This is a genomic window from Pseudomonas sp. CCI4.2, assembly GCF_034350045.1.
GTDB lineage: Bacteria > Pseudomonadota > Gammaproteobacteria > Pseudomonadales > Pseudomonadaceae > Aquipseudomonas.
Genome location: NZ_CP133781.1, coordinates 3,116,612 through 3,139,170, shown reverse-complemented (window position 1 = coordinate 3,139,170; position 22,559 = coordinate 3,116,612). Strand labels below are relative to the sequence as shown.

Here is a 22,559-nt window from a genome sequence, read left to right as displayed (position 1 = left end):
ACTGAAATCGATTCAGCAAACGGGCTGTATACCATCCATCGGCTGTTCAGCTAATTGTTTAAACCATTCTGATTGAACGACTTCACACGTTTACGAGGGCTAATCCTCGTTACCGACTCCCTACGTTCGAGGTTGATTGATCATGCCAAATAGCAAAAAACCAGCTGGCGATACTAAGCAGTCCGATACCAGCAAAAAAGGCACCGGCTCAGGCGGCAACTTTGCCAACGACCGTGAAAAGGCATCCGAGGCCGGCAAGAAAGGCGGTGCGCACAGTTCGGGTGGGCGTAAATAAACCCGCTACCTATAAGAGGCGGGGTTCACCCTCCCGCCTTTTAACACGGCTGTCTTTCTATCTGCTTGAGGTATTACACCCATGAAACTCCATACTCACTCCCTTCGCGTCACCGGCCTCGCTCTGCTGCTGAGTATGGCGACTGTTTCTGCCTATGCGGCCTCTCCGGCGTCCTTCGTTGAAAACGCGTCAGCCAAGGGCATGGCGGAAATCCAGACCAGCCAGTTGGCAATGGATAAATCCCAATCCGACGACATTAAAAGCTTCGCTCAGATGATGATTACCGACCACACCGACGCCAATCAGAAACTTGGTGCTATCGCGACCGGGTTGAACCTCAAAACAGCCAGCGATGCCGAGATGATGGACAAGGCCAAGAAGATGATTCTTCAATACCGCGACGGGTCGTTCGACAAAGCCTATGCCGCCAACCAGGTGAAGGCTCACCAGCAGACGATCAAGTTGTTCCAGGATGAAATCAAGACCTCGCAAACCCCGGAACTTACCGCTTTTGCTAAAGAGACGCTGCCAAAGCTGCAAGACCATTTGATGATGGCGAAGCAGTTACAGGCGAAATACGACAAATAGAAGTGCAACCTGTAGTCACGTTCGAATCATGTTGCTAAAAGGCCCCTCACACCGATGAGGGGCCTTTGCATTTCAAGCGTCGTTTGGCGCTGTTGGTGTCTTTTTCAACTGCGGACTGTTCGCCTGGCATGGTCGGCAAAAGCAGTGTATTTCCGGCCTAGCTCATCCGACCATTGATGAACGTCATGCAACTTCATATGAAGCATGGAAAAGCCGAGCAGAGTCTCCATGATCGACATCGGCGCACGTTCGAAGTGGACGCTGGCATCTGGGTTAATCGAGTGAATACCATCCTGAATCTGGCAGTTCTGATTAATGCCAATGGCGTCGTTGCGCGAGACGCCATGGGGCAGTGAAAGCAACACTTTGCCCATGCCGATCCGAACCGGATAACTCCCTGGGAGGCCATTGGGGCCAGGGGCATGAGCTTCGACTTCGTCAAAGGCAAGAATACTGTTAATAACCGTCACGGCCGACGCGGCCGTCAACGACTGTCCGAATACCCCACCGGTGTGGCGGAAATCTTCACGGGCACAACGGAACACGTCCGAATCAGAGAACCTTCCGGTGCACTCCATCCCGCTGATTCGGTAAGAGAGCTTGCAGACGCTTTGCCTTGGCAACGTGGTCTGCGAAAGGTAATGACTGAAATAGTGTTTGCCGACGAGTTTAACTTGGACCTGATCGACGGTAGTCGAAGCGAGCTTCGCAATGGCCATGCGAACTGCTGGAACCAGATTAGCCACGGTTCCTACGCCGATAACCGAGGCCAGACCCGCTTTGTCCAATACCGCATTGACAGCATCGGGGAACGCGGCGTTGACGGTTATTGCCCTAGAGCCTGCCAACCTGACCGCACGCATCAAGTCGTAAGCCGGCGCAAGGTGCATCGGCAGCCAAGGCCCTAGCTGCGCCAGCCCCAGCTCATCGCTATAGGATTTTGGCAGCTCGTCAATGGTCTGCCGTGAATGCAATGAGGCGCAGTTCACGATAACGTCGGGCCTTATCCGCGCCAGAACGTCGGCCACCTTGTAGATATCGTTGAGGTTCGCCTCAACAGCGGTGATTGAGCTCATCACCTCTAACTGCAAGGTCGACAACTGCACCAAATTGCAAAGACGGGTGGTTTTTTCCAATTTACGACTGGCGACAAACAGGTGAAAATTGTTGCGAAGCGCTAACATCTGAAGCAGTTGAAAACACAGGTTTCCAGCACCAAAAATTAAAATCTTCTTTCTGTCCATGGTTTCCTCTGACCCCTGCGGAACAAAGTAAACATCCTTGGAAACGTCCGTCATAGATCTGGCAATGGCGATCAGGTCGTCGCATTCACCCAATGCGCGAAGATTATTTCGAGTGGGTCCAACCGGAAAACAGCCTTTTATTTTTTCAATCTATTTCGTTTCGCTCCCTAACCAACGCCACGTTATGAGGTTGGATCCAGAAAGTGCTGATGTCAAAGCGGCTTGAACACTTTTTAAACATTAATCGCTATAAAACAGCTCGAATGACGAGGATTCGCGCGTGGTTAGAGCAAAATGAAATAACTCAATGCAGTGGGAATTTTTTTGGAATATCGTTCAATTGAGTGGAATTACCACCTACTGGTTATACACAAAGGTACTGACGCGTTGCGTTCGTTGTAAGTCTCCTTCTAAGGTGTTCTTGATGGTATGCGCAGTGCGCGTGCATCAAAAATGCTCTGCTTAAATAATTGTCCAAGGAAAAATCACCGTGAGTATAAGTTCGCTGAATCCACGTTACAGCGCAAAAGCCCGTTGGCTGCACTGGGTAATGGCGGTGCTGATCGTGCTGGCTTACACCCTGATTCTCAGTCGAAGTCAGTTTGCCAAGGGATCGGACCCACGGATGTTTGTGATCCAGACCCATTTCTGGGTCGGCATTCTGGTCTTTCTTTTGGCGTTTTTTCGCATCGCCGAGCGTCACCGCCATGCGCCTCCTGGAATCACCCCGCCGCTTGAGGGCGCGCTGCAGACCTTAGCAACCTTGTCGCATTACGCGCTGTATGCGTTTCTTTTCGCTCAGCCGCTGCTGGGTCTGTTTGCCGTATTGCTGGGCAACGGCAAGGTACCGGTCCCGCTAACCTCCCTGGCGATCCCCTCACCGTTCGATGTATCGAAACCCACCGCAGAGTTACTCGAAAACCTGCATGTGTTGCTAGGGACGATTTTCTATTACGTGATCGGCCTGCACGTCGTCGCCGCAATTTGGCACCACTTCGTGCGCCGGGACGACACCGTTAAACGAATGGTGTAACAGCGAATACGAATATTTCTTACCTAGACACACCATTCTTGATCCCGGTCAGTGTTTAGCCGCGGGTTTCAAGGCCCAATCCATCGATCAGCGTCACCCTGATTACTCCCATGATCTGGGCGGCGCCGACACCGCTGTTTGGCCGACTCAGAACCTGAGACCGACCCTGTGGGGTGTCCGTCTGTGGGTACCCCTTATTGCTGTGAAACCTGAATTTGACCTGGCGCGGCGCACAGTTTTCACCGCCTTGAAAAAAACAGGTAGCCCCAGTCAATAATGAGTATCATTATGTTACGCATTGCCATGCGCATGTTTCTTCGCTGTGCATTGAAAAACATCCTACTGAATTACGTGGTGAAAAATGCTTGTTCCTTTTCTAATCATGCTGCGCGAGGGGATTGAAGCCGCGCTTATCGTTGGCATCATTGCCAGCTACCTGAAGCAGACCGGGCGTGGCGAGTGGATGCCCGCCGTCTGGATTGGCGTTTTTCTCGCCTTGGCGCTGGCACTGTTGGTCGGCGGCGGTCTGGAAATGATGAGTGCAGAATTCCCGCAGCGTCAGCAGGAACTGTTCGAGGGCATTGTCGGCCTGATTGCGGTCGCCATCCTCAGCTCCATGGTGTTCTGGATGCGCAAGGTGGCACGTTCAATCAAACACGCGCTGCATGCGTCCCTTGACGCGGCACTGTCCAATTCGAAAAACCAGGTCTATGCGCTGATCGCCATGGTGTTTTTTGCCGTGGCCCGCGAAGGATTGGAAACCGTATTTTTCCTGTTGGCAGTGTTCCAACAGAGCGAAGGGCCTGGCGCTCCCATAGGCGCCCTGCTGGGATTGATCCTCGCGATTGGCGTGGGTTTCGCCATCTACAGCGGCAGCATGCGTTTGAACCTGAGCCTGTTTTTCCGCTGGACCGGGCTGTTCATTCTGGTGGTCGCTGCGGGGATTCTGTCCACCTCGGTCCAAGCCATGCATGAGGCAGGGCGGTGGAATCACTTGCAGTCTGTGGTCTTTGACATCAGCGCTACGTTGCCAATGGATGGGCCGTTAGGCTCAGTGCTGGCCGGGATGTTCGGTTATCAGGACGCGCCAACGGTCAGCACGCTTAGCGTGTATCTGATCTACCTGATCGGCGCGCTGGTGCTGTTTTTCCTGCCGCACCCCAGAGTGGTGAGCCTGCCCACCAAGCCGGATCATCATCACCACCACTCCTCTTCTGTTACGAATAAATAAGGGCACCCATGTCGAATCTTCCCTCCGGGCTTCCTGAGAAAGCCAAGCCTCCTCGTGTCTTGCGCTTGGCGGTTGCTGGCTCTGTGGTCGTGATGATTGCGGCTGGCGGGCTGTTTTACTTTGCGTCTCAGGCCGCGATGCACAAGCGTGAGGCCAATAACAGCGCAGAGGTGACGGTCACCATTCACGCCCACAACTGTGAACCCGACGCGTTGACTGTGCCTGCAGGACGTACTGCATTTCGAATCGTCAACCGCTCGGAACGGGCAGTTGAGTGGGAAATCCTCGACGGCGTTATGGTGCTCGAAGAGCGCGAGAACATTGCCCCCGGTTTGAGTGCGGTGATCAACGCCAACCTCAAGCCAGGCGACTACACGATTACCTGCGGTTTGCTGAGCAATCCCCACGGCACCATGAAGGTAACCCCGACCGCCGCTTCCGATGCGTTCGCCAAGGCCAAACCCACTCTGGGTGCATTCCTCGGCCCGTTGTCGGAATACCGGGTGTACATGAGCCTGCAAAGCTCGGCGCTGCTCAAGGCGATAACTGCGTTGCAAGCCGCTGTCGATGCCGGCGACCTGAGCCAGGCGCAAGCGGCCTACCTGCCAGCCCGTGCGGCCTATCAGCGCATCGCCCCTGCCGCCCAGCGTTTTTCCGAAATCGACAATGCGATCAATGCCCGCGCCGACTATTACGAACAACGCGAGCAAGACCCCGGTTTTAGTGGCTTCCACCGCATCGAGTACAGCCTGTTCGACCAACATACTGTTGAAGGCCTGAGCCCGGTGGTGCAGAAGCTGCAAGCCGACGTCATCCGCCTCAAGCAACAATTGCTGGCGCAATCGATGCAGCCTGAGCAACTGGTGGGCGGCGTCATTCACGCCCTGCACAGCCTCGCGGACATTCGCAGCAAAGGCGAAGAAGAACGTTACAGCCACAGCGACCTGAATGGCTTTGCCGCCAACCTGGACGGTACCCGCAAGGTTATCGAGCTGATGCGGCCGCTGTTGGTCATGTCTAACGCCGACCTGCTCAAGCGCATCGACAGCGCCACCGCCGCGCTGAACGAACAGCTCAAGGGGTTGAGCACCGACGGTGTTTACCGTCCGTACGACCAGGTAACGGCTGAACAGCGCCAGCAGATTTCAGACAAGGCCAAGGCATTGGCCGATGCACTCGATGGAATCGACCCGGCTTTAGGCCTATCGAATCTCTGAACAGCGGCCTCTCGATTTTTGAATTAAAGCGAAGACGTACCCTCATGAAAGAGTCAAAGAACAAAGATGCTCCAGAGTCAGTTCAACGCCGCCGAGTGCTCATGGGCCTTGGCGCGGCAGGCGCAGCATTGGCCGGCGGGAGCCTGAGCGGCAACGTTTTGGCAGCCACTGCGGCCAAAGTGACCGAAGCGCCTCACAGCGAACAGACCCACGATCACCACGATTTTTTCGGTCGTCATCAGACCGGGATCATCACCCCGCGCCCGGCTGCCGGCATGCTGGTGTCGTTTGACGTGTTGGCGACTGACCGTGAGGACCTGGAACGCCTGTTTCGTACGTTGAACGAGCGCATCGCGTTTCTCATGACTGGCGGCACTGTGCCGCAAGTCGACGCTAAGTTTCCACCCACGGATTCGGGCATTCTTGGCCCGGTGGTCACCCCAGACAACCTGACCGTCACAGTGTCGGTAGGCGCCTCGTTGTTCGATGAGCGTTTCGGTCTTGCTTCGGTAAAACCCAAGCACCTGATTGAGATGGTCGGTTTTCCCAACGACGCCCTTGAGCCTGATTGCTGCCACGGCGACTTGAGCATTCAGTTCTGCTCCAACACGCCGGACAGCAACATCCACGCCCTGCGCGACATCGTGAAGAACTTGCCGGATTTACTCTTGGTGCGCTGGAAGCAGGAAGGCACCGTACCGCCACAGGCACCGCTGAAACCGGGTCAACCGGCCGAAAGCGCACGTAACTTTCTGGGTTTTCGCGACGGCTCGGCCAACCCGGACTCCAACGACCAAAAGGCCATGGATTTGCTGGTGTGGGTCCAACCCGACTCCGACGAGCCGACCTGGGCCGCGAACGGCAGTTACCAGGCAGTACGCATCATCCGTAACTTCGTTGAGCGCTGGGACCGGACGCCGCTGCAAGAACAACAAACCATTTTTGGCCGCCACAAGGTGACCGGTGCGCCGATGGATGGCAAACGGGAAAGCGACGAGCCTAAATACGCCGCCGACCCGGAAGGCAAAGTCACGCCGATGGACTCTCACATCCGTTTGGCTAACCCGCGCACCGCCGCCACTGAGCGCAACCGGATTCTGCGTCGCCCGTTCAACTACTCCAACGGCGTGAGCAAAAACGGCCAGCTGGACATGGGCCTGTTGTTCATCTGTTACCAGTCTGATCTGGAAAAAGGGTTTATCACCGTACAGACCCGTCTCAATGGCGAGCCGCTGGAGGAGTACCTCAAGCCGATTGGCGGCGGTTACTTCTTCACCCTGCCTGGTGTCGTCAGCGACAAGGATTACATCGGCCGCTCGCTGCTCGCCGCTTCAAGCTCAACGAAAAACGCATGACTCATAACAACCCTACCCGGAATCGTCCCATGACAAAGTCGCCTCTTGCATTGATGCTCACCCTTGGCTTGCTCCAGACTCCGTTCGTTTTCGCGGCAACGGCGCCGTTGGATCTGGTAGGTCCTGTCTCTGACTACAAGATTTATGTCACCGAACAGCTGGACACCCTGGGCACTGACACCCAGAAGTTCACCGACGCAATCAAGAAAGGCGATCTGGCCACGGCCAAGAAGCTGTACCCAACCACTCGCGTTTCCTACGAGTCGATCGAGCCCATCGCCGAGCTGTTTGACGACCTCGACAAGTCCATCGACTCCCGTGTCGATGACCACGCTGACAACGTAGATGCCCCTGACTTCACCGGCTTCCACCGCCTCGAGTACACCCTGTTCGCCAAGAACACCACCGATGGCCTCGGCGATCTGGCTGAAAAACTGAACAACGACGTGAAAGAGCTGCAAACCCGCGTTGCTGGCCTGACCTTCCCACCCGAAAAAGTGGTTGGCGGTGCTGCTGCGTTGATGGAAGAAGTGGCCAAGACCAAGTTGTCCGGTGAAGAAGATCGTTACAGCCACACTGACCTGTATGACTTCGAAGGCAACATCAACGGCGCGAAGAAAATCGTAGACCTGTTCCACCCGCAGATCGAACAGCAAGACAAGGCATTCGCTGCCAAAGTCGACAAGAACTTCGCTGCGGTCAACAAAATCCTGGTCAAGTACAAAACCAAGGACGGCGGCTACGAGACGTATGACAAAGTCAGCGCCAAAGACCGTAAAGCAATGGTTGGCCCGGTTAACACCTTGGCTGAAGACCTGTCCACATTGCGTGGCAAGTTAGGTCTGAACTAAGTGCGGACAGGCTGCATCCTGTTTTGAGATGCAGCCGATCCAGACTTTCTGTAGGACCGGATTTATTCGGAAGATAGGCGACTCGGTACATCAGTAACACCGCGCCGACTGCTTCCCGAATAAATTCGGTCCCACGGGTGTAGATCCAGCAGGTTCTGGGTTAGCTCCCGCTAAACCAGTTGTAACCCTGATCTTCCCAATACCCGCCCGGGTAGTCATTCGTCACGAACAGCTCGACGATATGTTTGGGATTCTTGAACCCCAGTTTGGTCGGTACTCGCACCCGCAACGGATAACCATAATCCGGCGGCAGCGCCACTTCGCCGAAATCCAGCGCCAGCAAGGTTTGTGGATGCAGCGCGGTGGGCATGTCCAGGCTTGAGTAATACTTGTCCGCGCATTTGAAGCCGACGAACTTGGCCGTGGTGTCTGCACCGATGTGCTCAAGAAAGGTCCGCAACGGCACGCCGCCCCACTGCCCAATGGCGCTCCAGCCTTCCACACAGATCAAGCGCGTAATGTCGGTGCGTTGCGGTAGCTTGCGCAAACCGTCTATGGACCAGGCTTGTTTGTCTCGCACCAGCCCGGACACCGCCAAACTGTAGGTCGATAGATCAATGTCGGGGACGTTGTATTCGGCATAGAACGCATTGAACGGGAACGGATTGGTGACTTTCGACTTATCGTAAGTCGGCGCCAGGCGTTGCCCGCTGAACAGCCAGGCTTGAACCCGGTCGTTCCAGCGAGACATGGCCCACAGGGTTTTATCCACGGCGTCGTCGCCTTCGAAGTTGCAGCCGGTGAGCATCGACACAGCGCCGAGGGTCAGGCCGGCGCGCAAGAACGAGCGGCGTTGAAGTTTGAACAATTGCGTTTGCTGGGCCGGCTCCAGAATGATCCGGGGCGGACGCTGCTTGGGGTCAGTCATTGGAGTTCTCCCGAGTACCGCCGGTAATCATCGGCAAAAAGGTCCGCGGAACCAACAGCACCAACACGAGGTGAACGACGACAAACGCGCCGATCCCGGCCATGGCGCCAAAGTGTACATAGCGAGCGAAGTCATATCCGCCGAACACATTGACCAGCACCTGAAACTGTATCGGTTTCCAAATGGATAACCCGGACAAGACCACCAACACACCCAGCGCCAGCACCAGCCAATAGGACAAGCGCTGCACTGCGTTATAACGCCCGTGTTGGTGCGCCAGACGAAAACGCAGAGCGTCGATGAAGTCGCGCTTTACCGCGCTGGGGGTGACAGGTAATAGATCGCGTTTGAAATGGCGGCTAAACACGCCATACAACACGTAGATGAGGCCGTTGATCACCAGCAGCCACATCACTGCCAAATGCCAGCCAATGGAACCACCGAGCCAACCGCCCAAGGTTATTCCACGGGGGAAGCTGAAGGGGAAAAGCGGTGAAGCGTTATAGATCCCCCAGCCGCTCATGAACATGCCAACCATGCCTAATGCGTTCAGCCAATGCGTGAGTCGCACCGGCCAGGGGTGGATACGTCGAGTGCCCATGGCGGTCTCCTTCGCGGGAACTGATACAACGCCTTCACGAATGAATTCGCTCCCACGGATTTCCCTGTGGGAGCAAATTCATTCGCGAAGAGTGCGGCGCGGTATTGACTATGCGCCGCCGTCATCCGAATTACATCGGTGGTGCAAACCCGTTTTTGCCGACTGCTACACCCCGAGCAGTTTTACCGTCGTCGGCAGGGAACACTACGATTTTCGCACCGGCGACCAATTGCGCACGTTCACCTGGCTGAACATAGGCGATAGGAACGTCATCCGGTACGACCAGTTGCTTCTCGCCGCCTCTGTACATCACGGTCATGGTGCGGCCGTTGGTGGTGGACAGTTTACCTACGGTGCCGTTGGTCATGGTGCCGGTGCTGCCATCGGCATTTTCCCAACCGTAGTGACCTTCGCCGCTGCCCTTAAGGCTAGCTTCGAATACGGTCACTTCCAGCGCTTTCAAGGTACCGTCTGGCTGAGCGGTGGCCGCTGAACCGACGAAACTGTCAGGCTTGATCGAGTCCAGGCCGGTTTTTGAAATCACCCGAATCGCGGTTTTGTCCGTCAGCGCGATGGTTTCGTGCTTACCGGCCCGATCAGTGAAATTCAAGGTGTTGGCCTGCACGCTGTCGATGGTGCCGCGCATAGGCTTAACGACCGGCATGTCTGCTGCTTGAGCCATGACGGCCGCGCTGAGCAAAAGAAGGCCGAACGTGGTGGACAGTGCATTCTTCATGTCATTACCTGGTTGGGTTGAATTGGCAATCATCATCCCCCTTGAACCCGGTGCGTAGGATGACCGGGAAATGACATTTTTGTCATTTCCACCTGTACCGAAACGGATGACAAAAATGTCACCGACACTCGTCCGACACTTGGTTAAACTCCAGGTTCCGCCGCGCACTTGAACCCAGCCAACGCCGTCAGTCATGCCCAACGCGCCTCGTTGGAAGGAGCCACACCCTGCGCATTCTGCTGATCGAAGACGACACCAAAACCGGCGAGTACCTGAAGAAGGGCCTTGGCGAGTCCGGCTATAAAGTCGATTGGACCCAACATGGCACCGACGGCCTGCACATGGCCCTCGAACAGCGTTACGACTTGATCGTGCTCGACGTCATGCTGCCCGGCATCGACGGCTGGCAGATCATTGAAGTGCTGCGCGCGAAACAGGATGTGCCGGTGCTGTTTCTCACTGCCCGCGATCAACTGCAAGACCGTATTCGCGGCCTGGAACTGGGCGCCGACGACTACTTGATCAAGCCGTTTTCCTTTACCGAATTACTGTTGCGGATTCGCACGGTGCTGCGCCGGGGCGTGGTCCGCGAGCCGGACCATTTCCATATTGCCGATCTGGAACTGGACCTACTGCGCCGTCGCGTCACCCGTCAGCAACAGGTCATCGTCCTGACCAATAAAGAGTTCGCGCTGTTGCATCTTCTGTTGCGGCGCGAGGGCGATGTATTGTCCCGAGCGCAAATAGCCTCCGAGGTCTGGGACATGAATTTCGACAGCGACACCAACGTGGTGGATGTAGCAATCAAACGTCTGCGCAGCAAAATCGACTTGCCTTATCCGGTGAAACTCATCCATACCGTGCGTGGCATCGGTTACGTCTGCGAGGTACGACCGTGCGCGCCCGACGCCAGCCATCCCTGACCCTGCGCGCCTCGCTGGCGTTCGCGCTGGTGGCCATGCTTACCGTGGCGGGCGCAGGGTTGTATTTATACGAGTCGATGAAAGAAACCGTGATGCGGCGCAGCGACCACGCAGTGCTGGCGCGGCTCGATCACTTTCGCAAACTGCTGCGTTACGACCTGACCTTGGCCAAGTTCAAGAGCAGCCCGCAACTGTTCGAGAACATGCTCGACAGTGAAGAAGACATTTTCATTATTGGCGAGCCCGGCAAACCACCGGTGATTTCCGTGAACCCGTTGCACGCCCCGCTGCCGGATTTACCCGTGGCAGGCCAAGACCGCCCTTTGAATGACAGCGACCTGCGCAGTGGCATGAGCCGGGAAGGTGTGCCGTTACGTGCGGCATCGACCCAAGTGCTGTCGGAAGGAACGCCAGTGCAGTTGGTGGCAGCCCATGTGATGGTCAAAGAAATGGCCATGCTCGCCAGTTTCCGCCAACGCATTTATGCCGCCGTGACCTTGGCGTTTGTTATCACCGCCCTGCTCGGTTATCTGTTGCTGCGCCGTGGTTTACGGCCGTTACGACGGATGGCCGCCCACGCAGCCGACATCACCCCGGCGCGGCTAGATAGCCGTCTTGATGGGCGCGACACGCCCATTGAGTTGCACCAACTCAGCGAAGCGTTCAACGCCATGCTTGATCGGCTGTCCGACGGCTACCAACGCTTGACCCAGTTCTCCGCCGACCTGGCCCATGAAATTCGCACCCCGGTAGGTTCGTTAATGGGCCATTGCCAAGTGGCGTTAAGGCAGACCCGCAGCGTTGATGAATACCAGGCGCTGTTGGCGTCGAACCTGGAAGAGCTGGAGCGTATCTCGCGGCTGGTAGAAAGCATCCTGTTCCTCGCCCGCGCCGATGAAGCCCAAGCCGTGCTTGAGCGGCAACCGTTGAACCTGGAAAACGAAATGCAGCGGGTGGCCGGTTATTTCGAAGGCTTGGCCGACGAGCGCCAACTGACAATCCACACCACGGGCGGCGGCATGCTCCACGCGGACCCGATCCTATTGCGGCGGGCGCTGAGTAACCTGGTCGCCAACGCGATCCGCTATGCCGACGAAGGCAGCGAGATCGTGGTGGTGGTCGAACAACGTCACCGTGAATGGCTAATCCAGGTTGAAAACCAAGGCCCGGTCTTGGCCGCAGCGTCCCTGACCAAACTCTTCGACCGCTTCTACCGCGGCGACGCCTCCCGCCACCAAAGCTCCGACTCCAACGGCCTTGGCCTGGCCATTGTCGCGGCAATCATGCACCTGCACGGCGGAAGGGTTGAAGTGACCCAGCCGGCGAACGGGCGGATTCGGTTTGCGTTGGGGTTTCCGGCTTGAAGGGCTGTAGGAGGGTCCGCCACGTCTTCGACGCGGCGCTGTCTCGCAGCAAACTGGGCGGTACTTTGTATGGCTTGAGGTTGCAGCGTGTCAGGACTGGCGCCTTCCCGAATAAATTCGGTCCCACAGTTTTTCGCGCAATGCACACATTTATAGACGCTGCCAAAGGCTGCGACAAGGGCCGAAGGACCTTCGCCAACAAGACGGTATCTACAGGTTTCGCTGCTTACCGCTGATACCGCCGCACCACGCTGCTCACCCCTAAGATATGGCCCTTTATGGCAGCGCGTAATTCATCACCGCTCAAGCCGGGCTTCAGCGCATCGTGGGCCAAATCCAAGGCATACAGTTGAATCACGAAGTGATGGGGGCTGTCTCCCGGTGGCGGGCAGGGGCCCATGTAATCGGTGGTGCCGCGGGTGTTGGTGCCGCCCATGCCTTCAAATTTCGATTCGGCGCCGACCCCCAACACGATCTGCCCAAGGCTGAACGGCAGGCCATAACGCAGCCAGTGATCAACGCCCAAACCTTTTTGCCCATCCGGGTCGTGCATCACCAAGGCGAAACTTTGCGTGCCTTGGGGCGGGTTGCTCCAGTACAGCGCGGGCGAAATGTTTTCGCCCCCGCAGCCATTGGCGAGAGCGGCGTTATCCGCCGAGAAGAACGCATTGTCTTCAGCGTCCGGCATGCCCAGGGTGAAGCGCGGTTGTGCGGCCTGCGCGGTGAATTGCAAACACAGCGCCATGCTCCCGGCGGTTAACAAAGATCGGGTAAGAAGGTTTCGCAATGAACGACTCATGCAGGTCACCTGTCGATTGAACGTATTCGGAACATCACGCACCGCTGATGGACAGTTGGACTGTTGACCCCTGTGCAAATTCATCTCGTCAGTCCGCAAAAATGCCGGTTGACGTCACAGCAACACTGTTACAAGATATTAGTTAGCGTCCTAATAATATCACCTTCAACTATTTCTGCCGGCAACGCCATGACCCTAGATTTACTGCAAATGAGCATCAGCCGGAGCATCGTCGCGGCCTCTCGCCACTGGCGTAGGATTTGCCAGAACACGCTAGTCAATTACGGCATCTCCGAAGCCTGCGCGATGCCGTTGCTGATGATCCTGCGTCTGGGTGATGGCGTGCGCCAAGTGACCGTCGCCCACGCTGCGGGACTCGAAAGCCCATCCTTGGTACGTTTGCTCGATCAGTTGTGTGCCGCCGATATTGTCCTGCGCACCGAAGACCCGACTGACCGCCGCGCCAAATCCTTGAGCCTGACCGACAGCGGCCGAACGCTGGCGCTGTCCATCGAAGACGAACTGAAAAGCCTGCGCCACAAGGTGCTGAAAAATGTTGAAGTCAGCGACTTGGAAGCAACCCTGCGGGTGTTGCACGCGTTCGAAGACGCTGGCCATGAAGACCCTGACCACCACGACGCGGAATGGTTGTCGTGAAGGGCTTTTTTGCCAGCGTACCGCCCGCACGTGACTGGTTCTTCGGCGTGCGGACGTTCGCCGCGTCGATGGTAGCGTTGTACATCGCCTTGATCATGGAAATGCCTCGGCCTTATTGGGCCATGGCCACCGTGTATATCGTGTCCAGCCCGTTTGTTGGCCCGACCAGTTCCAAAGCGCTGTACCGCGCTATCGGCACCTTTGCCGGCGCAGCGGCGGCAGTGTTTTTCGTGCCGCTGTTTGTGCAAACCCCCATTCTGTTGGCGATTGTAATTGCCTTATGGACCGGAACACTGCTGTTCCTTTCGTTGCACTTGCGCACGGCAAATAGCTACGCCTTTATGCTCGCCGGTTATACCCTGCCGCTGATTGCGTTTCCGGTGGTGGACAACCCGATGGCCGTGTTTGACATTGCCATAGCGCGCACCGAAGAGATTTTTCTCGGCATCGTCTGTGCTGCCGTGATTGGCGCCATGTTCTGGCCTCGGCACTTGGCCCCAGTGGTCATGGACACCGCCAACAAATGGTTCGCCGACGCTTCTGCGTATAGCGATCGCTTTCTGAGCCGTACTCAGCAGTCCGAAGAGATTGGCTCACTGCGCGCGGCCATGGTGGGCAGTTTCAATTCCCTGGAGCTGATGATCGGCCAGTTGTCCCACGAAGGCGTGCGCCCTCAAAGCCTGCGCAACAGCAAAGAATTGCGCGGTCGGATGATTCATTTGCTGCCGGTCATTGATGCGCTGGACGACGCCCTTTGGGCAGTGGAACGGCGCACCCCTGAACTGCTTGGGCCCCTGCAATCGGCGCTGGAAGACGTCCGCGCCTGGTTGAAAGGCACCCCAAAAAGCGCCTCTCTGGAGAAGTGGGAGGCGTTACACGCCAAGCTTGAGCAACTGCAACCCAGCCCGGAACAACTCGATGATCGACACCATTTATTGTTGTCCAACGCCTTGTACCGGTTGAGTGAATGGGTGGACTTATGGCAAGACTGCCGCAGCCTGCAACATGCCCTGCGCACGGACGATCAATCCCCATGGCGCGCCGTGTATCGGCACTGGCGCCTGGGTCGACTGACGCCCTTTCTGGATCGCGGTTTGATGCTGTATTCGGTGCTTTCCGGGGTCGCGGCGATCATCGTCGCTTCGGTGTTATGGATTCTGCTGGGCTGGCCCGAAGGCGGCAGTGCGGTGATTCTCGCGGCCGTGGCCTGTAGTTTTTTTGCGGCCATGGACGATCCGGCACCGCAGATTTACCGGTTCTTTTTCTGGACCACCGTGGCGGTAATCCTGGCCAGTTTGTACCTGTTCTTAGTGCTGCCAAACCTCAACGACTTCCCGATGCTAGTCCTCGCGTTCGCGGTTCCTTTTATCTGGATCGCCACGCTGACCGTGCAACCGCGTTTCTACCTCGGCACCCTGCTGACGTTGGTCAATACGGCAACCTTCATCAGCATCCAGGGCGCCTACGACACCGACTTTCTGGTCTTCATCAATAACAACATGGCCGGCCCGGTCGGCCTGTTGTTTGCGTTTGTCTGGACCTTGGTGGTGCGGCCGTTCGGGGTTGAATTTGCCGCCAAGCGCCTGACGCGTTTCGGTTGGCGTGACATCTCCAGCCTCAGTCAGCCGGGGACGCTGAATGAGCACAGGCTAATGGCGGTGAAAATGCTCGACCGCTTGATGCAGCATTTGCCGCGCCTGACCATCACCGCGCAAGACACCGGCATCGCCCTGCGCGAGCTGCGCGTCACGCTCAACCTGTTGGATTTGCTGGCGTACCTGCCCCGGGTTCATCCCGTGCCACAGACATTGCTGCGGCAGGTCATCGATGACGTCAGCGCTTATTTCCAGGCGTGCCTTGATGCCCGAGAACGCTTGCCTGCGCCCAAAGGCCTGTTGATAACCATGGACCGGGCCAGGCGCTCAATGACATTTGACTGGATGGGCGATGACCCGACCCGTATCCACTTACTGCACGCTCTGAGCGGTCTGCGCCTGGCATTGCTGCCTGGCGTCGAGATCGTGACGGCGGGCGAATTTGAAGAACAACCGCCCTATGGGCTCGATGGAGCGCCGTTATGATCGGTGATGTGGACATCAGTGGGATCTTTCTTCCCACGCTGTTGGTCGTAATGGCGATCACCTACGCACTCTACCTGGGGGTGCATGCGCTGCTCAATCGCGCCCACTTTTATCGTCTGGTCTGGCACCGGGCTTTGTTCAACGTAGGTCTATACGCTCTGCTGCTCGGCGCTGTGGATACTCTCAGTCGATACCTGATGAAATGAAAAAACCTCTACTGACATTGGGCCGCGTGGTCCTGACCCTGCTGATTGTGATTTTTGCCTCCGTTGTTGTCTGGCGCATGGTGATGTACTACATGTTCGCGCCCTGGACCCGGGACGGGCACATCCGCGCCGATATCGTTCAGATCGCCCCGGACGTTTCCGGGCTGATCCAACGCGTGGACGTTGTGGATAACCAGGTGGTGAGCAAAGGCCAGGTGCTGTTCGTCATCGATCAGGACCGTTTTCGTCTGGCCCTGCGCCAGGCGCAAGCCACGGTCGCGGAACGCCAGGAGGCCTACGAACAGGCCCGTCGCGAAAACAAACGTAACCGGGGCCTGGGTAATCTGGTCGCCCAAGAACAACTGGAAGAAAGTCAGTCCCGCGAGGCCCGAGGCCTGGCAGCGCTGGGCGAATCCCAAGTGGCAGTGGACGCGGCGCAACTAAACCTGGATCGCTCGGTGATTCGCAGCCCGGTAGACGGCTACCTCAACGACCGTGCGCCGCGTGCGCAAGAATTCGTCAGTGCCGGCCGTGCAGTGTTGTCGGTGGTGGACGGTTCGTCGTTTCACATCGACGGCTATTTTGAAGAAACCAAACTGGCCGGCATTCATATCGGCCAGTCTGTGGATATACGCGTGATTGGCGACCACACCCGCTTGCGCGGTCATGTGCAAAGCATCGTCGCCGCCATCGAAGACCGTGATCGCAGCAGCGGTACCAACCTGTTGCCAAACATCAATCCGGCATTCAGTTGGGTGCGTTTGGCGCAACGGATTCCGGTACGAATCGCCTTTGACAGCGTGCCCGAAGACTTCCGCATGATTGCCGGGCGCACCGCAACCGTGTCGATGATCAACGACGCCGACCTCGCCGCCTACGACGCCAAAGACAAGGACGCCGCTAAATGAAGCCCGGCGTCCGTCTCACGATCCTCGCGCTGAGCGTGATGTTGTCGGCCTGCCAATTCGTCGGTCCGGATTACCACCTGCCCAAAGACGCCGCCCTCAATCGCCCGGATTTACAGGGCGAGTTGGCGGGCAAAGGCGCCGATGTGATCTCCGCACCGGTGGAGCAAGACTGGTGGCGGCTGTATCAGGATCAGCGCCTTAATCAGTTGATTCAGCAAGCCATGGCCACCAACACCGACCTGCGGGTCGCGGCAGCTAATCTTTCACGCGCCCGCATGCAGGTTCAAGAAGCCCAGGCGGCCGGCGGCTTCCACAGCAGCGTGAAACTCGGCGCGCAGCGTTTGCAGGAGTCAGGCGAAGCCTATCTGTTGACTGAAAAAGTCCCGGTGTCCAATGTCGGTGACGTTGGCATCAGTACCTCGTATCAGTTCGACCTGTTTGGCACGCTGCAACGCGGTATCGAGGCCGCTGAGGCCAATGCCGATGCGACCCAGGCTGCGTCCGACACCGCGCGAATTACCTTGGTCGCCGATGTGGTGCGGGCCTACGCTCAAGTCTGCGCGGCCAATGAAGAACAGGGAATCGCCCAGCAATCATTGGATCTACAGCGGGAAAGTTTGAAGCTGACCCAGCGTCTTCGCGATGCCGGCCGTGGTGATGAGACCCAGGTCACGCGTTCGCAAACGCAGTTCAAGTCCTTGGGCGCCGAGCTGCCCCGCTACACTGCCACTCGCCAAGCCGGGTTATTTCGGTTGTCGATGTTGTTGGCCAAACCCCTCGACCAGTTGCCGGCTGGTGTTGCGACCTGCGCCCAACTGCCACACATCGCGCAGGTCATGCCGGTGGGTGATGGCGCCGCGCTGCTCAAACGTCGGCCCGACGTGCGCCAGGCAGAACGTCGACTCGCGGTTGCGACGGCCGATATCGGCGTGGCCACGGGGGAGTTGTACCCGGACATCAGCATCGGCGCGACGATCGGCACCGTGGGTATCCTCGACGACCTGGGCAAGCAGGCAACCAACCGTTGGGGTTTTGGTCCGTTACTGAGCTGGACCGTCCCCTCGAACGGTTCACGCGCACGCATTCACGAAGCCGAAGCCTCGACCCAGGCCGCCTTGGCGCGTTTTGACGGGACCGTGTTGAATGCGATCCGCGAAACCCAAACCAGCCTGGCGCAATACACCGCCCTGCTGGAACGCCGCGACGCCTTGGCAGATGCCCAACAATCGGCGCAACAGGCAGCGGAACAAACACACCGCTTCTTCCGCGCCGGACGCGCTTCATTCCTCGCCGACCTACAAGCCACCCGCACCTACACCGATGTACGGGCGCAACTGGCGTCAGCCAATACCCAAGTCGCCATGGGCCAGATCGATTTGTTCCTGGCGTTGGGGGGTGGTTGGGAGAGTGCGCGTAACAAGTGAACGGGTCGTTGCGTGCAGCGTGTCAGGACGCAAGCCTTCCCGAATAAATTCGGTCCCACAGATATCGGTGATGCACAGTTTTTTGTAGGAAGGTCCGCCACGTCTTCGACGCCGCGCTGTCGCGCGGCAAACATAGAACTTCAGTAAGACCTTCGCCAACACGTGGGTTCCTGCAGATCGTGAGTTGAATGCCGGATTGCGCAAAAGCCGGATAGACACCCAAAAACCCCGCGCCAGTCACATTCAAGAAAACGCTTTGCGCTTAAACTTTGAACCACTCCCCGATCCCGCTGCCCGATTCAATATCACTCATCAGCAGGAGGTTTTTATGCGAACCCTCGATCTGGCTGGTTCATCCGTTCCAGTCATCGGCCAAGGCACCTGGCACATTGGCGAAGACGCTTCCCAGCGAAAAGACGAAGTCGCCGCGCTACAGCTGGGGATTGAACTGGGCATGACGTTGATTGATACCGCCGAGATGTACGCCGAAGGCGACGCTGAACGAGTGGTCGGCGAAGCCATCGTCGGGCGACGCGATCTGGTGTACTTGGTCAGCAAGGTCTACCCGCATAACTCCAGCCGCAAAGGACTTCCGGCGGCGTGCGAACGAAGCCTGCAGCGGCTGGGCACCGACTACATCGATCTGTACTTACTGCACTGGCCTGGACAGTACCCACTCGAAGAAACCGCCGAAGCCTTCGAACGGTTACGGGAGGTGGGCAAGATCGGCCGTTGGGGTGTGTCCAATTTCGACGTCTCAGACCTGCTGGAACTCAACGACCCGGCCTGCGCCACCAACCAAGTGTTGTACAACATTGAGCAGCGCGGTATCGAGTTCGATTTGTTGCCATGGAGCGAGGCCAACGGCATGCCACTGATGGCTTATTCGCCGATTGCCCAAGGCGGACGTTTGTTGAAAAGTCCGGTGCTACGGGACATCGCTGCCCGCTATAACGCCACGCCCGCGCAAATCTGCCTGGCTTGGGTCCTGCGCCATCCGGGGGTGATCGCCATCCCCAAAGCAGTCGATCCCGAACACTTGCGCCTGAATGCAGCAGCGGCGCAGTGGGTGTTGAGCGACGCCGATCTGAGTGCTATCGAGAGTGCCTGGCCGACGCCCCTGCGCAAACAACAGTTGGCGATGATATGAGTGCCCGTTAGGCCTGCCGCGGGAGGGAATGTTATCTATTCAAATGGATTCAAGAATCCCCGGTGTCAGCCGACTCTCTTGGTAATAAGCCTCCGAGCAGCGGGATATCCCGAGTTCGAAGGGACAGGGATGTCATCGTCGCGCGCCGTTCCAGGCGTGGAATGCTTTCGTCCCTGGCCACGAGATACCGCCCATGTTCTTGCAAAAATCCCTCAGAGCTCAGATTTTGGCGTTGCTCGGCGGCAGCCTGTTAGCGATGTTGTTGATTGCGTTGGCATGCTTTCATTTCCTGTCCAGCGGCGTGCAGGACTACAAAGCGTTGGTCGATGGGCCGCTGCACACCTCGCAATTGCTGGATGAAGCCAACCTTCAGTTCAAGATTCAGGTTCAGGAGTGGAAGAACGTCCTGTTGCGCGGCAAGCAGCCTGTCGAACTGACCAAATACTGGGGCCAGTTCGACGAACGCCAAGTTCAAGTACAAGCTATTCTGGGTCAGCTCATCACGCAGACCAGCGCCAATCCTGAGTTGAAATCCAGCATTGAAAAACTGCGGGAAAGCCATCGCGTGCTGGGGACCAATTATTTGAAAGGCCGAGATGCCTTTGTGGCTGCCAACGGCGACCCGACGGTAGGTGATACCGCCGTCAAAGGCATGGACCGAGCTACCAGCGAAGAAATGAGCACGCTGGTGGAGCAGTTACGAACACAAGGCAATCAACAATCCGAACTGATCAGTGCTGACGCGAACCGGACCATTTTATTGGGTATCGGGGTGATGCTCGGATCTGGGTTAATCATCGGACTGCTGAGCTTATGGCTGCTCAACCGGAACTTGATCGATCCGATTCGACGCTTGATCGAGTACGTCGCCCAACTGAGCGAGGGCAGATTTGGCCAACGCGTCAATGCTGAGCGCCAGGACGAGCTGGGCCGTCTGGCGATTGCCGCCAACACCCTGCGCGATTTTCTGGCTGAAACTTTTAGCAGCCTGAAACGCAGCGCATCGGACTTGGACGGCGCCAGTGGCGAGCTAAGCGCGATTGCGCAGTTGATATCCCAGGGCACCACCGAGCAATTCGACCGTACCGATCAAGTCGCCACCGCGATGAATGAAATGTCTGCTACCGCTCAGGAAGTCTCCCGCCACGCAGCTCAAGCCGCCACCGCCGCCGACCACGCGGACCATAGCGCCCAACAAGGCGAACAGGTGATGCGCAGCACCATTACTGCGATCACCCATATGCGCGGGGAAATTTCCAATACCGCGGTAGTCATCCGCCAATTGGAAACCGACAGCGGCCGTATCAGCAAGGTGCTCGAAGTGATTCGCGGCATCGCCGAGCAAACCAACCTGCTGGCGCTGAATGCCGCCATCGAAGCGGCGCGTGCCGGCGACGCAGGCCGTGGTTTTGCAGTGGTCGCCGACGAAGTTCGCAGCCTGGCGCAACGCACCGCCGCGTCCACCGCCGAGATCAATCAAATCATCAGCACCGTGCAAACCGGTGCCGTCGAAGCGGTGAAGGCCATCGAAAACGGTCAATCCCGAAGCGAAGAAAGCGTCCAGCAAGTCACCGAAGCCGGTGTCATGCTGCACCGCATCACCGAAGCGGTGGAAGCTATCCGCGACATGAACCGTCAGATCGCCACGGCCGCAGAAGAACAAACATCCGTCGCCGAAGACATCTCACGCAACTTGAGCGAAATCACCCAAATCGCCAACGCGAACCAGGACAACGTAAAACGCACAGAAACAGCCAGCCGAAACTTGCACGGTTTGTCGGGTCAGCTAAATGAAGTGACGGCTCGCTTGAGCGCCTGACTTGAAAGGTAACAAAACCGTAATAAGCGCTTGCGATGATGCGACCTTGGCGAGCCTGTGCCCCTGACAGGCGCTTCACGGTCAGCGAGCCCCCATGAATCAACGCATTGCGCACACCCGTCAGGATTCAGATCTGTTTGGCCTGATTTACGGATTTCGCTTTCGACCGGGCGAGCGCGGCCAGGAAATTGATTCGGCAACCGCGCTGGACTGTTTGCACACCCCTCAAGACCCTGAGGCGTTCATTTGGCTGCACCTGAACCTGGCCCACGCGGCATGCCAACGCTGGATGAAATCCAATCTGGAATTGCCGGAGGAGTTTTTCCAAGCGCTGCACGAAGGTTCGCGCTCGACCCGCATCGAACACGTTGACGCCTCGTTGCTGGCGGTGGTCAATGACGTTGTGTTCGACTTCGGCATGGTCTCTTCGGACATCTCGACGTTGTGGGTATGTACCCGCAGTCATCTAATGATCAGCGCCCGCCAGCAGCCGTTGCATTCGGTGGATCGCTTGCGGCATTCGGTCAAACGCGGGGAATGCTTTCGCTCACCACTGGAATTACTCACGCACTTGCTGCGTGATCAGGGCGAAGTGCTTGAGCAGATCGTGCGCAAGACCACGCTCAGTGTCGACAAGATCGAAGACCAATTATTGTCGTCAAGGCTGAGCGAAAACCGGGCGGACCTTGGCGCCATGCGTCGGGTGCTGGTCCGCTTGCAACGGCTATTGGCGCTCGAGCCGAGCTCACTCATGCGCGTGCTCAATCGACCACCCGCCTGGTTGCTGGATGCTGATGTTCAAGAGCTGCGCCAATCCACCGATGAATCTGCGCTGGTGATCAGCGACCTCATCGCACTGGGCGAGCGAATCAAATTGTTGCAGGAAGAAATCGCCGCCAAGCTCAATGAACAAAGCAATCGCACTTTGTTCACTCTCACCGTGGTCACTGTCCTTGCGCTACCCATCAACATCATTGCCGGTTTCTTCGGTATGAACGTCGGCGGCATTCCACTGGCCACTGATCCAGAGGGCTTCTGGGTGCTGGTGGCATTGGTCGCGACCTTTACGTTGCTCGCCGGGCGTTGGGCATTTCGCAAGCGAGATGTTTTTTGAACAACGCATTTCAGACCGGCGGCGGGTAGGCGTCC

At 57.4% G+C, this 22,559-nt stretch carries 21 protein-coding genes and 2 pseudogenes; 18 read left to right on the top strand and 5 right to left on the bottom strand.

The genetic code is table 11. The annotated features are described in order from the left end of the window. Window positions 1–193: 193 nt before the first annotated feature. Window positions 194–295, top strand: a pseudogene (locus tag RHM65_RS14210) (general stress protein); the annotation flags it as partial. A gap of 81 nt (window positions 296–376) precedes the next feature. Beyond that, entirely contained in the window at window positions 377–883 is a 507-nt protein-coding gene (locus RHM65_RS14205) for a DUF4142 domain-containing protein (RefSeq protein WP_322183659.1), read from the top strand. Between the two features lie 104 nt (window positions 884–987). On the opposite strand, the gene RHM65_RS14200 is transcribed toward RHM65_RS14205, so the two are convergent. Next, window positions 988–2,127 (bottom strand): hypothetical protein, encoded by a 1,140-nt coding sequence (locus RHM65_RS14200; RefSeq protein ID WP_322183657.1) that lies wholly within the window; start codon window positions 2,125–2,127, stop codon window positions 988–990. 496 nt (window positions 2,128–2,623) lie between these two features. Between RHM65_RS14200 and RHM65_RS14195 the strand changes: the two genes are divergently transcribed. The 5 genes from RHM65_RS14195 to efeO (RHM65_RS14175) all read left to right on the top strand — a co-directional run bounded on the left by RHM65_RS14195 (window position 2,624) and on the right by efeO (RHM65_RS14175) (window position 7,814). Continuing rightward, window positions 2,624–3,160 (top strand): cytochrome b, encoded by a 537-nt coding sequence (locus RHM65_RS14195; protein ID WP_322185344.1) that lies wholly within the window; start codon window positions 2,624–2,626, stop codon window positions 3,158–3,160. A gap of 361 nt (window positions 3,161–3,521) precedes the next feature. Further along, entirely contained in the window at window positions 3,522–4,391 is an 870-nt protein-coding gene (gene efeU, locus RHM65_RS14190; RefSeq protein ID WP_322183654.1) for an iron uptake transporter permease EfeU, read from the top strand. Window positions 4,392–4,399: 8 nt separating this feature from the next. Then, window positions 4,400–5,608, top strand: coding sequence for an iron uptake system protein EfeO (gene efeO / locus RHM65_RS14185; RefSeq protein WP_322183652.1), 1,209 nt, complete (start codon window positions 4,400–4,402; stop codon window positions 5,606–5,608). Window positions 5,609–5,652: 44 nt separating this feature from the next. Next, on the top strand, window positions 5,653–6,963 hold the full coding sequence (gene efeB / locus RHM65_RS14180) for an iron uptake transporter deferrochelatase/peroxidase subunit (protein ID WP_322183650.1): 1,311 nt from the start codon (window positions 5,653–5,655) through the stop codon (window positions 6,961–6,963). A gap of 29 nt (window positions 6,964–6,992) precedes the next feature. Then, window positions 6,993–7,814: an iron uptake system protein EfeO gene (gene efeO / locus RHM65_RS14175; protein ID WP_322183648.1), complete on the top strand. Its 822-nt coding sequence runs from the start codon at window positions 6,993–6,995 to the stop codon at window positions 7,812–7,814. A gap of 160 nt (window positions 7,815–7,974) precedes the next feature. Here efeO (RHM65_RS14175) and RHM65_RS14170 read toward each other — a convergent pair whose 3' ends face one another. From RHM65_RS14170 to RHM65_RS14160, 3 genes are all read right to left on the bottom strand, one after another. Further along, window positions 7,975–8,742 carry a molybdopterin-dependent oxidoreductase gene (locus RHM65_RS14170; RefSeq protein WP_322165344.1) on the bottom strand — a complete coding sequence of 256 codons (768 nt, stop codon included), beginning with the start codon at window positions 8,740–8,742 and terminating at the stop codon, window positions 7,975–7,977. Next, on the bottom strand, window positions 8,735–9,343 hold the full coding sequence (locus tag RHM65_RS14165) for a cytochrome b/b6 domain-containing protein (RefSeq protein ID WP_322165345.1): 609 nt from the start codon (window positions 9,341–9,343) through the stop codon (window positions 8,735–8,737). The genes RHM65_RS14170 and RHM65_RS14165 overlap by 8 nt, the downstream gene beginning before the upstream one ends. Before the next feature lie 130 nt (window positions 9,344–9,473). Next, window positions 9,474–10,079, bottom strand: coding sequence for a hypothetical protein (locus RHM65_RS14160; RefSeq protein ID WP_322165346.1), 606 nt, complete (start codon window positions 10,077–10,079; stop codon window positions 9,474–9,476). 227 nt (window positions 10,080–10,306) lie between these two features. Between RHM65_RS14160 and RHM65_RS14155 the strand changes: the two genes are divergently transcribed. Together RHM65_RS14155 and RHM65_RS14150 are read left to right on the top strand one after the other, a co-directional pair. Then, window positions 10,307–11,002, top strand: coding sequence for a heavy metal response regulator transcription factor (locus RHM65_RS14155; RefSeq protein ID WP_322171040.1), 696 nt, complete (start codon window positions 10,307–10,309; stop codon window positions 11,000–11,002). A gap of 35 nt (window positions 11,003–11,037) precedes the next feature. Next, window positions 11,038–12,366, top strand: coding sequence for a heavy metal sensor histidine kinase (locus tag RHM65_RS14150; protein ID WP_322171042.1), 1,329 nt, complete (start codon window positions 11,038–11,040; stop codon window positions 12,364–12,366). A 226-nt stretch (window positions 12,367–12,592) separates the two neighbouring features. On the opposite strand, the gene RHM65_RS14145 is transcribed toward RHM65_RS14150, so the two are convergent. Further along, window positions 12,593–13,165, bottom strand: coding sequence for a YbhB/YbcL family Raf kinase inhibitor-like protein (locus RHM65_RS14145; RefSeq protein WP_322183646.1), 573 nt, complete (start codon window positions 13,163–13,165; stop codon window positions 12,593–12,595). 189 nt (window positions 13,166–13,354) lie between these two features. On the opposite strand from RHM65_RS14145, the gene RHM65_RS14140 reads away from it, so the two are divergent. The 9 genes and pseudogenes from RHM65_RS14140 to RHM65_RS14105 all read left to right on the top strand — a co-directional run bounded on the left by RHM65_RS14140 (window position 13,355) and on the right by RHM65_RS14105 (window position 22,524). Next, window positions 13,355–13,822: a MarR family winged helix-turn-helix transcriptional regulator gene (locus RHM65_RS14140; RefSeq protein ID WP_322165348.1), complete on the top strand. Its 468-nt coding sequence runs from the start codon at window positions 13,355–13,357 to the stop codon at window positions 13,820–13,822. After that, window positions 13,819–15,903: an FUSC family protein gene (locus RHM65_RS14135; RefSeq protein WP_322165349.1), complete on the top strand. Its 2,085-nt coding sequence runs from the start codon at window positions 13,819–13,821 to the stop codon at window positions 15,901–15,903. The genes RHM65_RS14140 and RHM65_RS14135 overlap by 4 nt, the downstream gene beginning before the upstream one ends. Continuing rightward, window positions 15,900–16,109 carry a DUF1656 domain-containing protein gene (locus RHM65_RS14130; RefSeq protein ID WP_322165350.1) on the top strand — a complete coding sequence of 70 codons (210 nt, stop codon included), beginning with the start codon at window positions 15,900–15,902 and terminating at the stop codon, window positions 16,107–16,109. Before RHM65_RS14135 ends, RHM65_RS14130 begins: the two co-directional genes overlap by 4 nt. Continuing rightward, entirely contained in the window at window positions 16,106–17,017 is a 912-nt protein-coding gene (locus RHM65_RS14125; protein WP_322165351.1) for an efflux RND transporter periplasmic adaptor subunit, read from the top strand. Before RHM65_RS14130 ends, RHM65_RS14125 begins: the two co-directional genes overlap by 4 nt. Beyond that, window positions 17,014–18,441, top strand: a complete 1,428-nt coding sequence (locus RHM65_RS14120) for an efflux transporter outer membrane subunit (RefSeq protein ID WP_322183644.1) — start codon at window positions 17,014–17,016, stop codon at window positions 18,439–18,441. The genes RHM65_RS14125 and RHM65_RS14120 overlap by 4 nt, the downstream gene beginning before the upstream one ends. A 328-nt stretch (window positions 18,442–18,769) precedes the next feature. Further along, the gene (locus RHM65_RS14115) at window positions 18,770–19,591 is read left to right on the top strand and encodes an aldo/keto reductase (protein ID WP_322165353.1); all 822 of its coding nucleotides are present in this window, start codon (window positions 18,770–18,772) and stop codon (window positions 19,589–19,591) included. A 193-nt stretch (window positions 19,592–19,784) separates the two neighbouring features. Continuing rightward, a pseudogene (locus RHM65_RS25365) lies at window positions 19,785–20,477 on the top strand (methyl-accepting chemotaxis protein); the annotation flags it as partial. Between the two features lie 219 nt (window positions 20,478–20,696). Further along, window positions 20,697–21,410, top strand: coding sequence for a methyl-accepting chemotaxis protein (locus tag RHM65_RS25360; protein WP_416195139.1), 714 nt, complete (start codon window positions 20,697–20,699; stop codon window positions 21,408–21,410). A gap of 94 nt (window positions 21,411–21,504) precedes the next feature. Next, window positions 21,505–22,524: a transporter gene (locus tag RHM65_RS14105; RefSeq protein ID WP_322183642.1), complete on the top strand. Its 1,020-nt coding sequence runs from the start codon at window positions 21,505–21,507 to the stop codon at window positions 22,522–22,524. Window positions 22,525–22,559: the final 35 nt, after the last annotated feature.

What these genes read in the sequence shown, in the direction of transcription:
- RHM65_RS14205 (WP_322183659.1), top strand. Translation starts at nt 377, where the DNA reads ATGAAACTCCATACTCACTCCCTTCGCGTCACCGGCCTCGCTCTGCTG.
- RHM65_RS14200 (WP_322183657.1), bottom strand. Translation starts at nt 2,127, where the DNA reads ATGGACAGAAAGAAGATTTTAATTTTTGGTGCTGGAAACCTGTGTTTT.
- efeU (WP_322183654.1), top strand. Translation starts at nt 3,522, where the DNA reads ATGCTTGTTCCTTTTCTAATCATGCTGCGCGAGGGGATTGAAGCCGCG.
- efeO (WP_322183652.1), top strand. Translation starts at nt 4,400, where the DNA reads ATGTCGAATCTTCCCTCCGGGCTTCCTGAGAAAGCCAAGCCTCCTCGT.
- efeB (WP_322183650.1), top strand. Translation starts at nt 5,653, where the DNA reads ATGAAAGAGTCAAAGAACAAAGATGCTCCAGAGTCAGTTCAACGCCGC.
- efeO (WP_322183648.1), top strand. Translation starts at nt 6,993, where the DNA reads ATGACAAAGTCGCCTCTTGCATTGATGCTCACCCTTGGCTTGCTCCAG.
- RHM65_RS14170 (WP_322165344.1), bottom strand. Translation starts at nt 8,742, where the DNA reads ATGACTGACCCCAAGCAGCGTCCGCCCCGGATCATTCTGGAGCCGGCC.
- RHM65_RS14165 (WP_322165345.1), bottom strand. Translation starts at nt 9,343, where the DNA reads ATGGGCACTCGACGTATCCACCCCTGGCCGGTGCGACTCACGCATTGG.
- RHM65_RS14160 (WP_322165346.1), bottom strand. Translation starts at nt 10,079, where the DNA reads ATGAAGAATGCACTGTCCACCACGTTCGGCCTTCTTTTGCTCAGCGCG.
- RHM65_RS14150 (WP_322171042.1), top strand. Translation starts at nt 11,038, where the DNA reads ATGCTTACCGTGGCGGGCGCAGGGTTGTATTTATACGAGTCGATGAAA.
- RHM65_RS14145 (WP_322183646.1), bottom strand. Translation starts at nt 13,165, where the DNA reads ATGAGTCGTTCATTGCGAAACCTTCTTACCCGATCTTTGTTAACCGCC.
- RHM65_RS14140 (WP_322165348.1), top strand. Translation starts at nt 13,355, where the DNA reads ATGACCCTAGATTTACTGCAAATGAGCATCAGCCGGAGCATCGTCGCG.
- RHM65_RS14130 (WP_322165350.1), top strand. Translation starts at nt 15,900, where the DNA reads ATGATCGGTGATGTGGACATCAGTGGGATCTTTCTTCCCACGCTGTTG.
- RHM65_RS14125 (WP_322165351.1), top strand. Translation starts at nt 16,106, where the DNA reads ATGAAAAAACCTCTACTGACATTGGGCCGCGTGGTCCTGACCCTGCTG.
- RHM65_RS14120 (WP_322183644.1), top strand. Translation starts at nt 17,014, where the DNA reads ATGAAGCCCGGCGTCCGTCTCACGATCCTCGCGCTGAGCGTGATGTTG.
- RHM65_RS14115 (WP_322165353.1), top strand. Translation starts at nt 18,770, where the DNA reads ATGCGAACCCTCGATCTGGCTGGTTCATCCGTTCCAGTCATCGGCCAA.
- RHM65_RS25360 (WP_416195139.1), top strand. Translation starts at nt 20,697, where the DNA reads ATGAATGAAATGTCTGCTACCGCTCAGGAAGTCTCCCGCCACGCAGCT.
- RHM65_RS14105 (WP_322183642.1), top strand. Translation starts at nt 21,505, where the DNA reads ATGAATCAACGCATTGCGCACACCCGTCAGGATTCAGATCTGTTTGGC.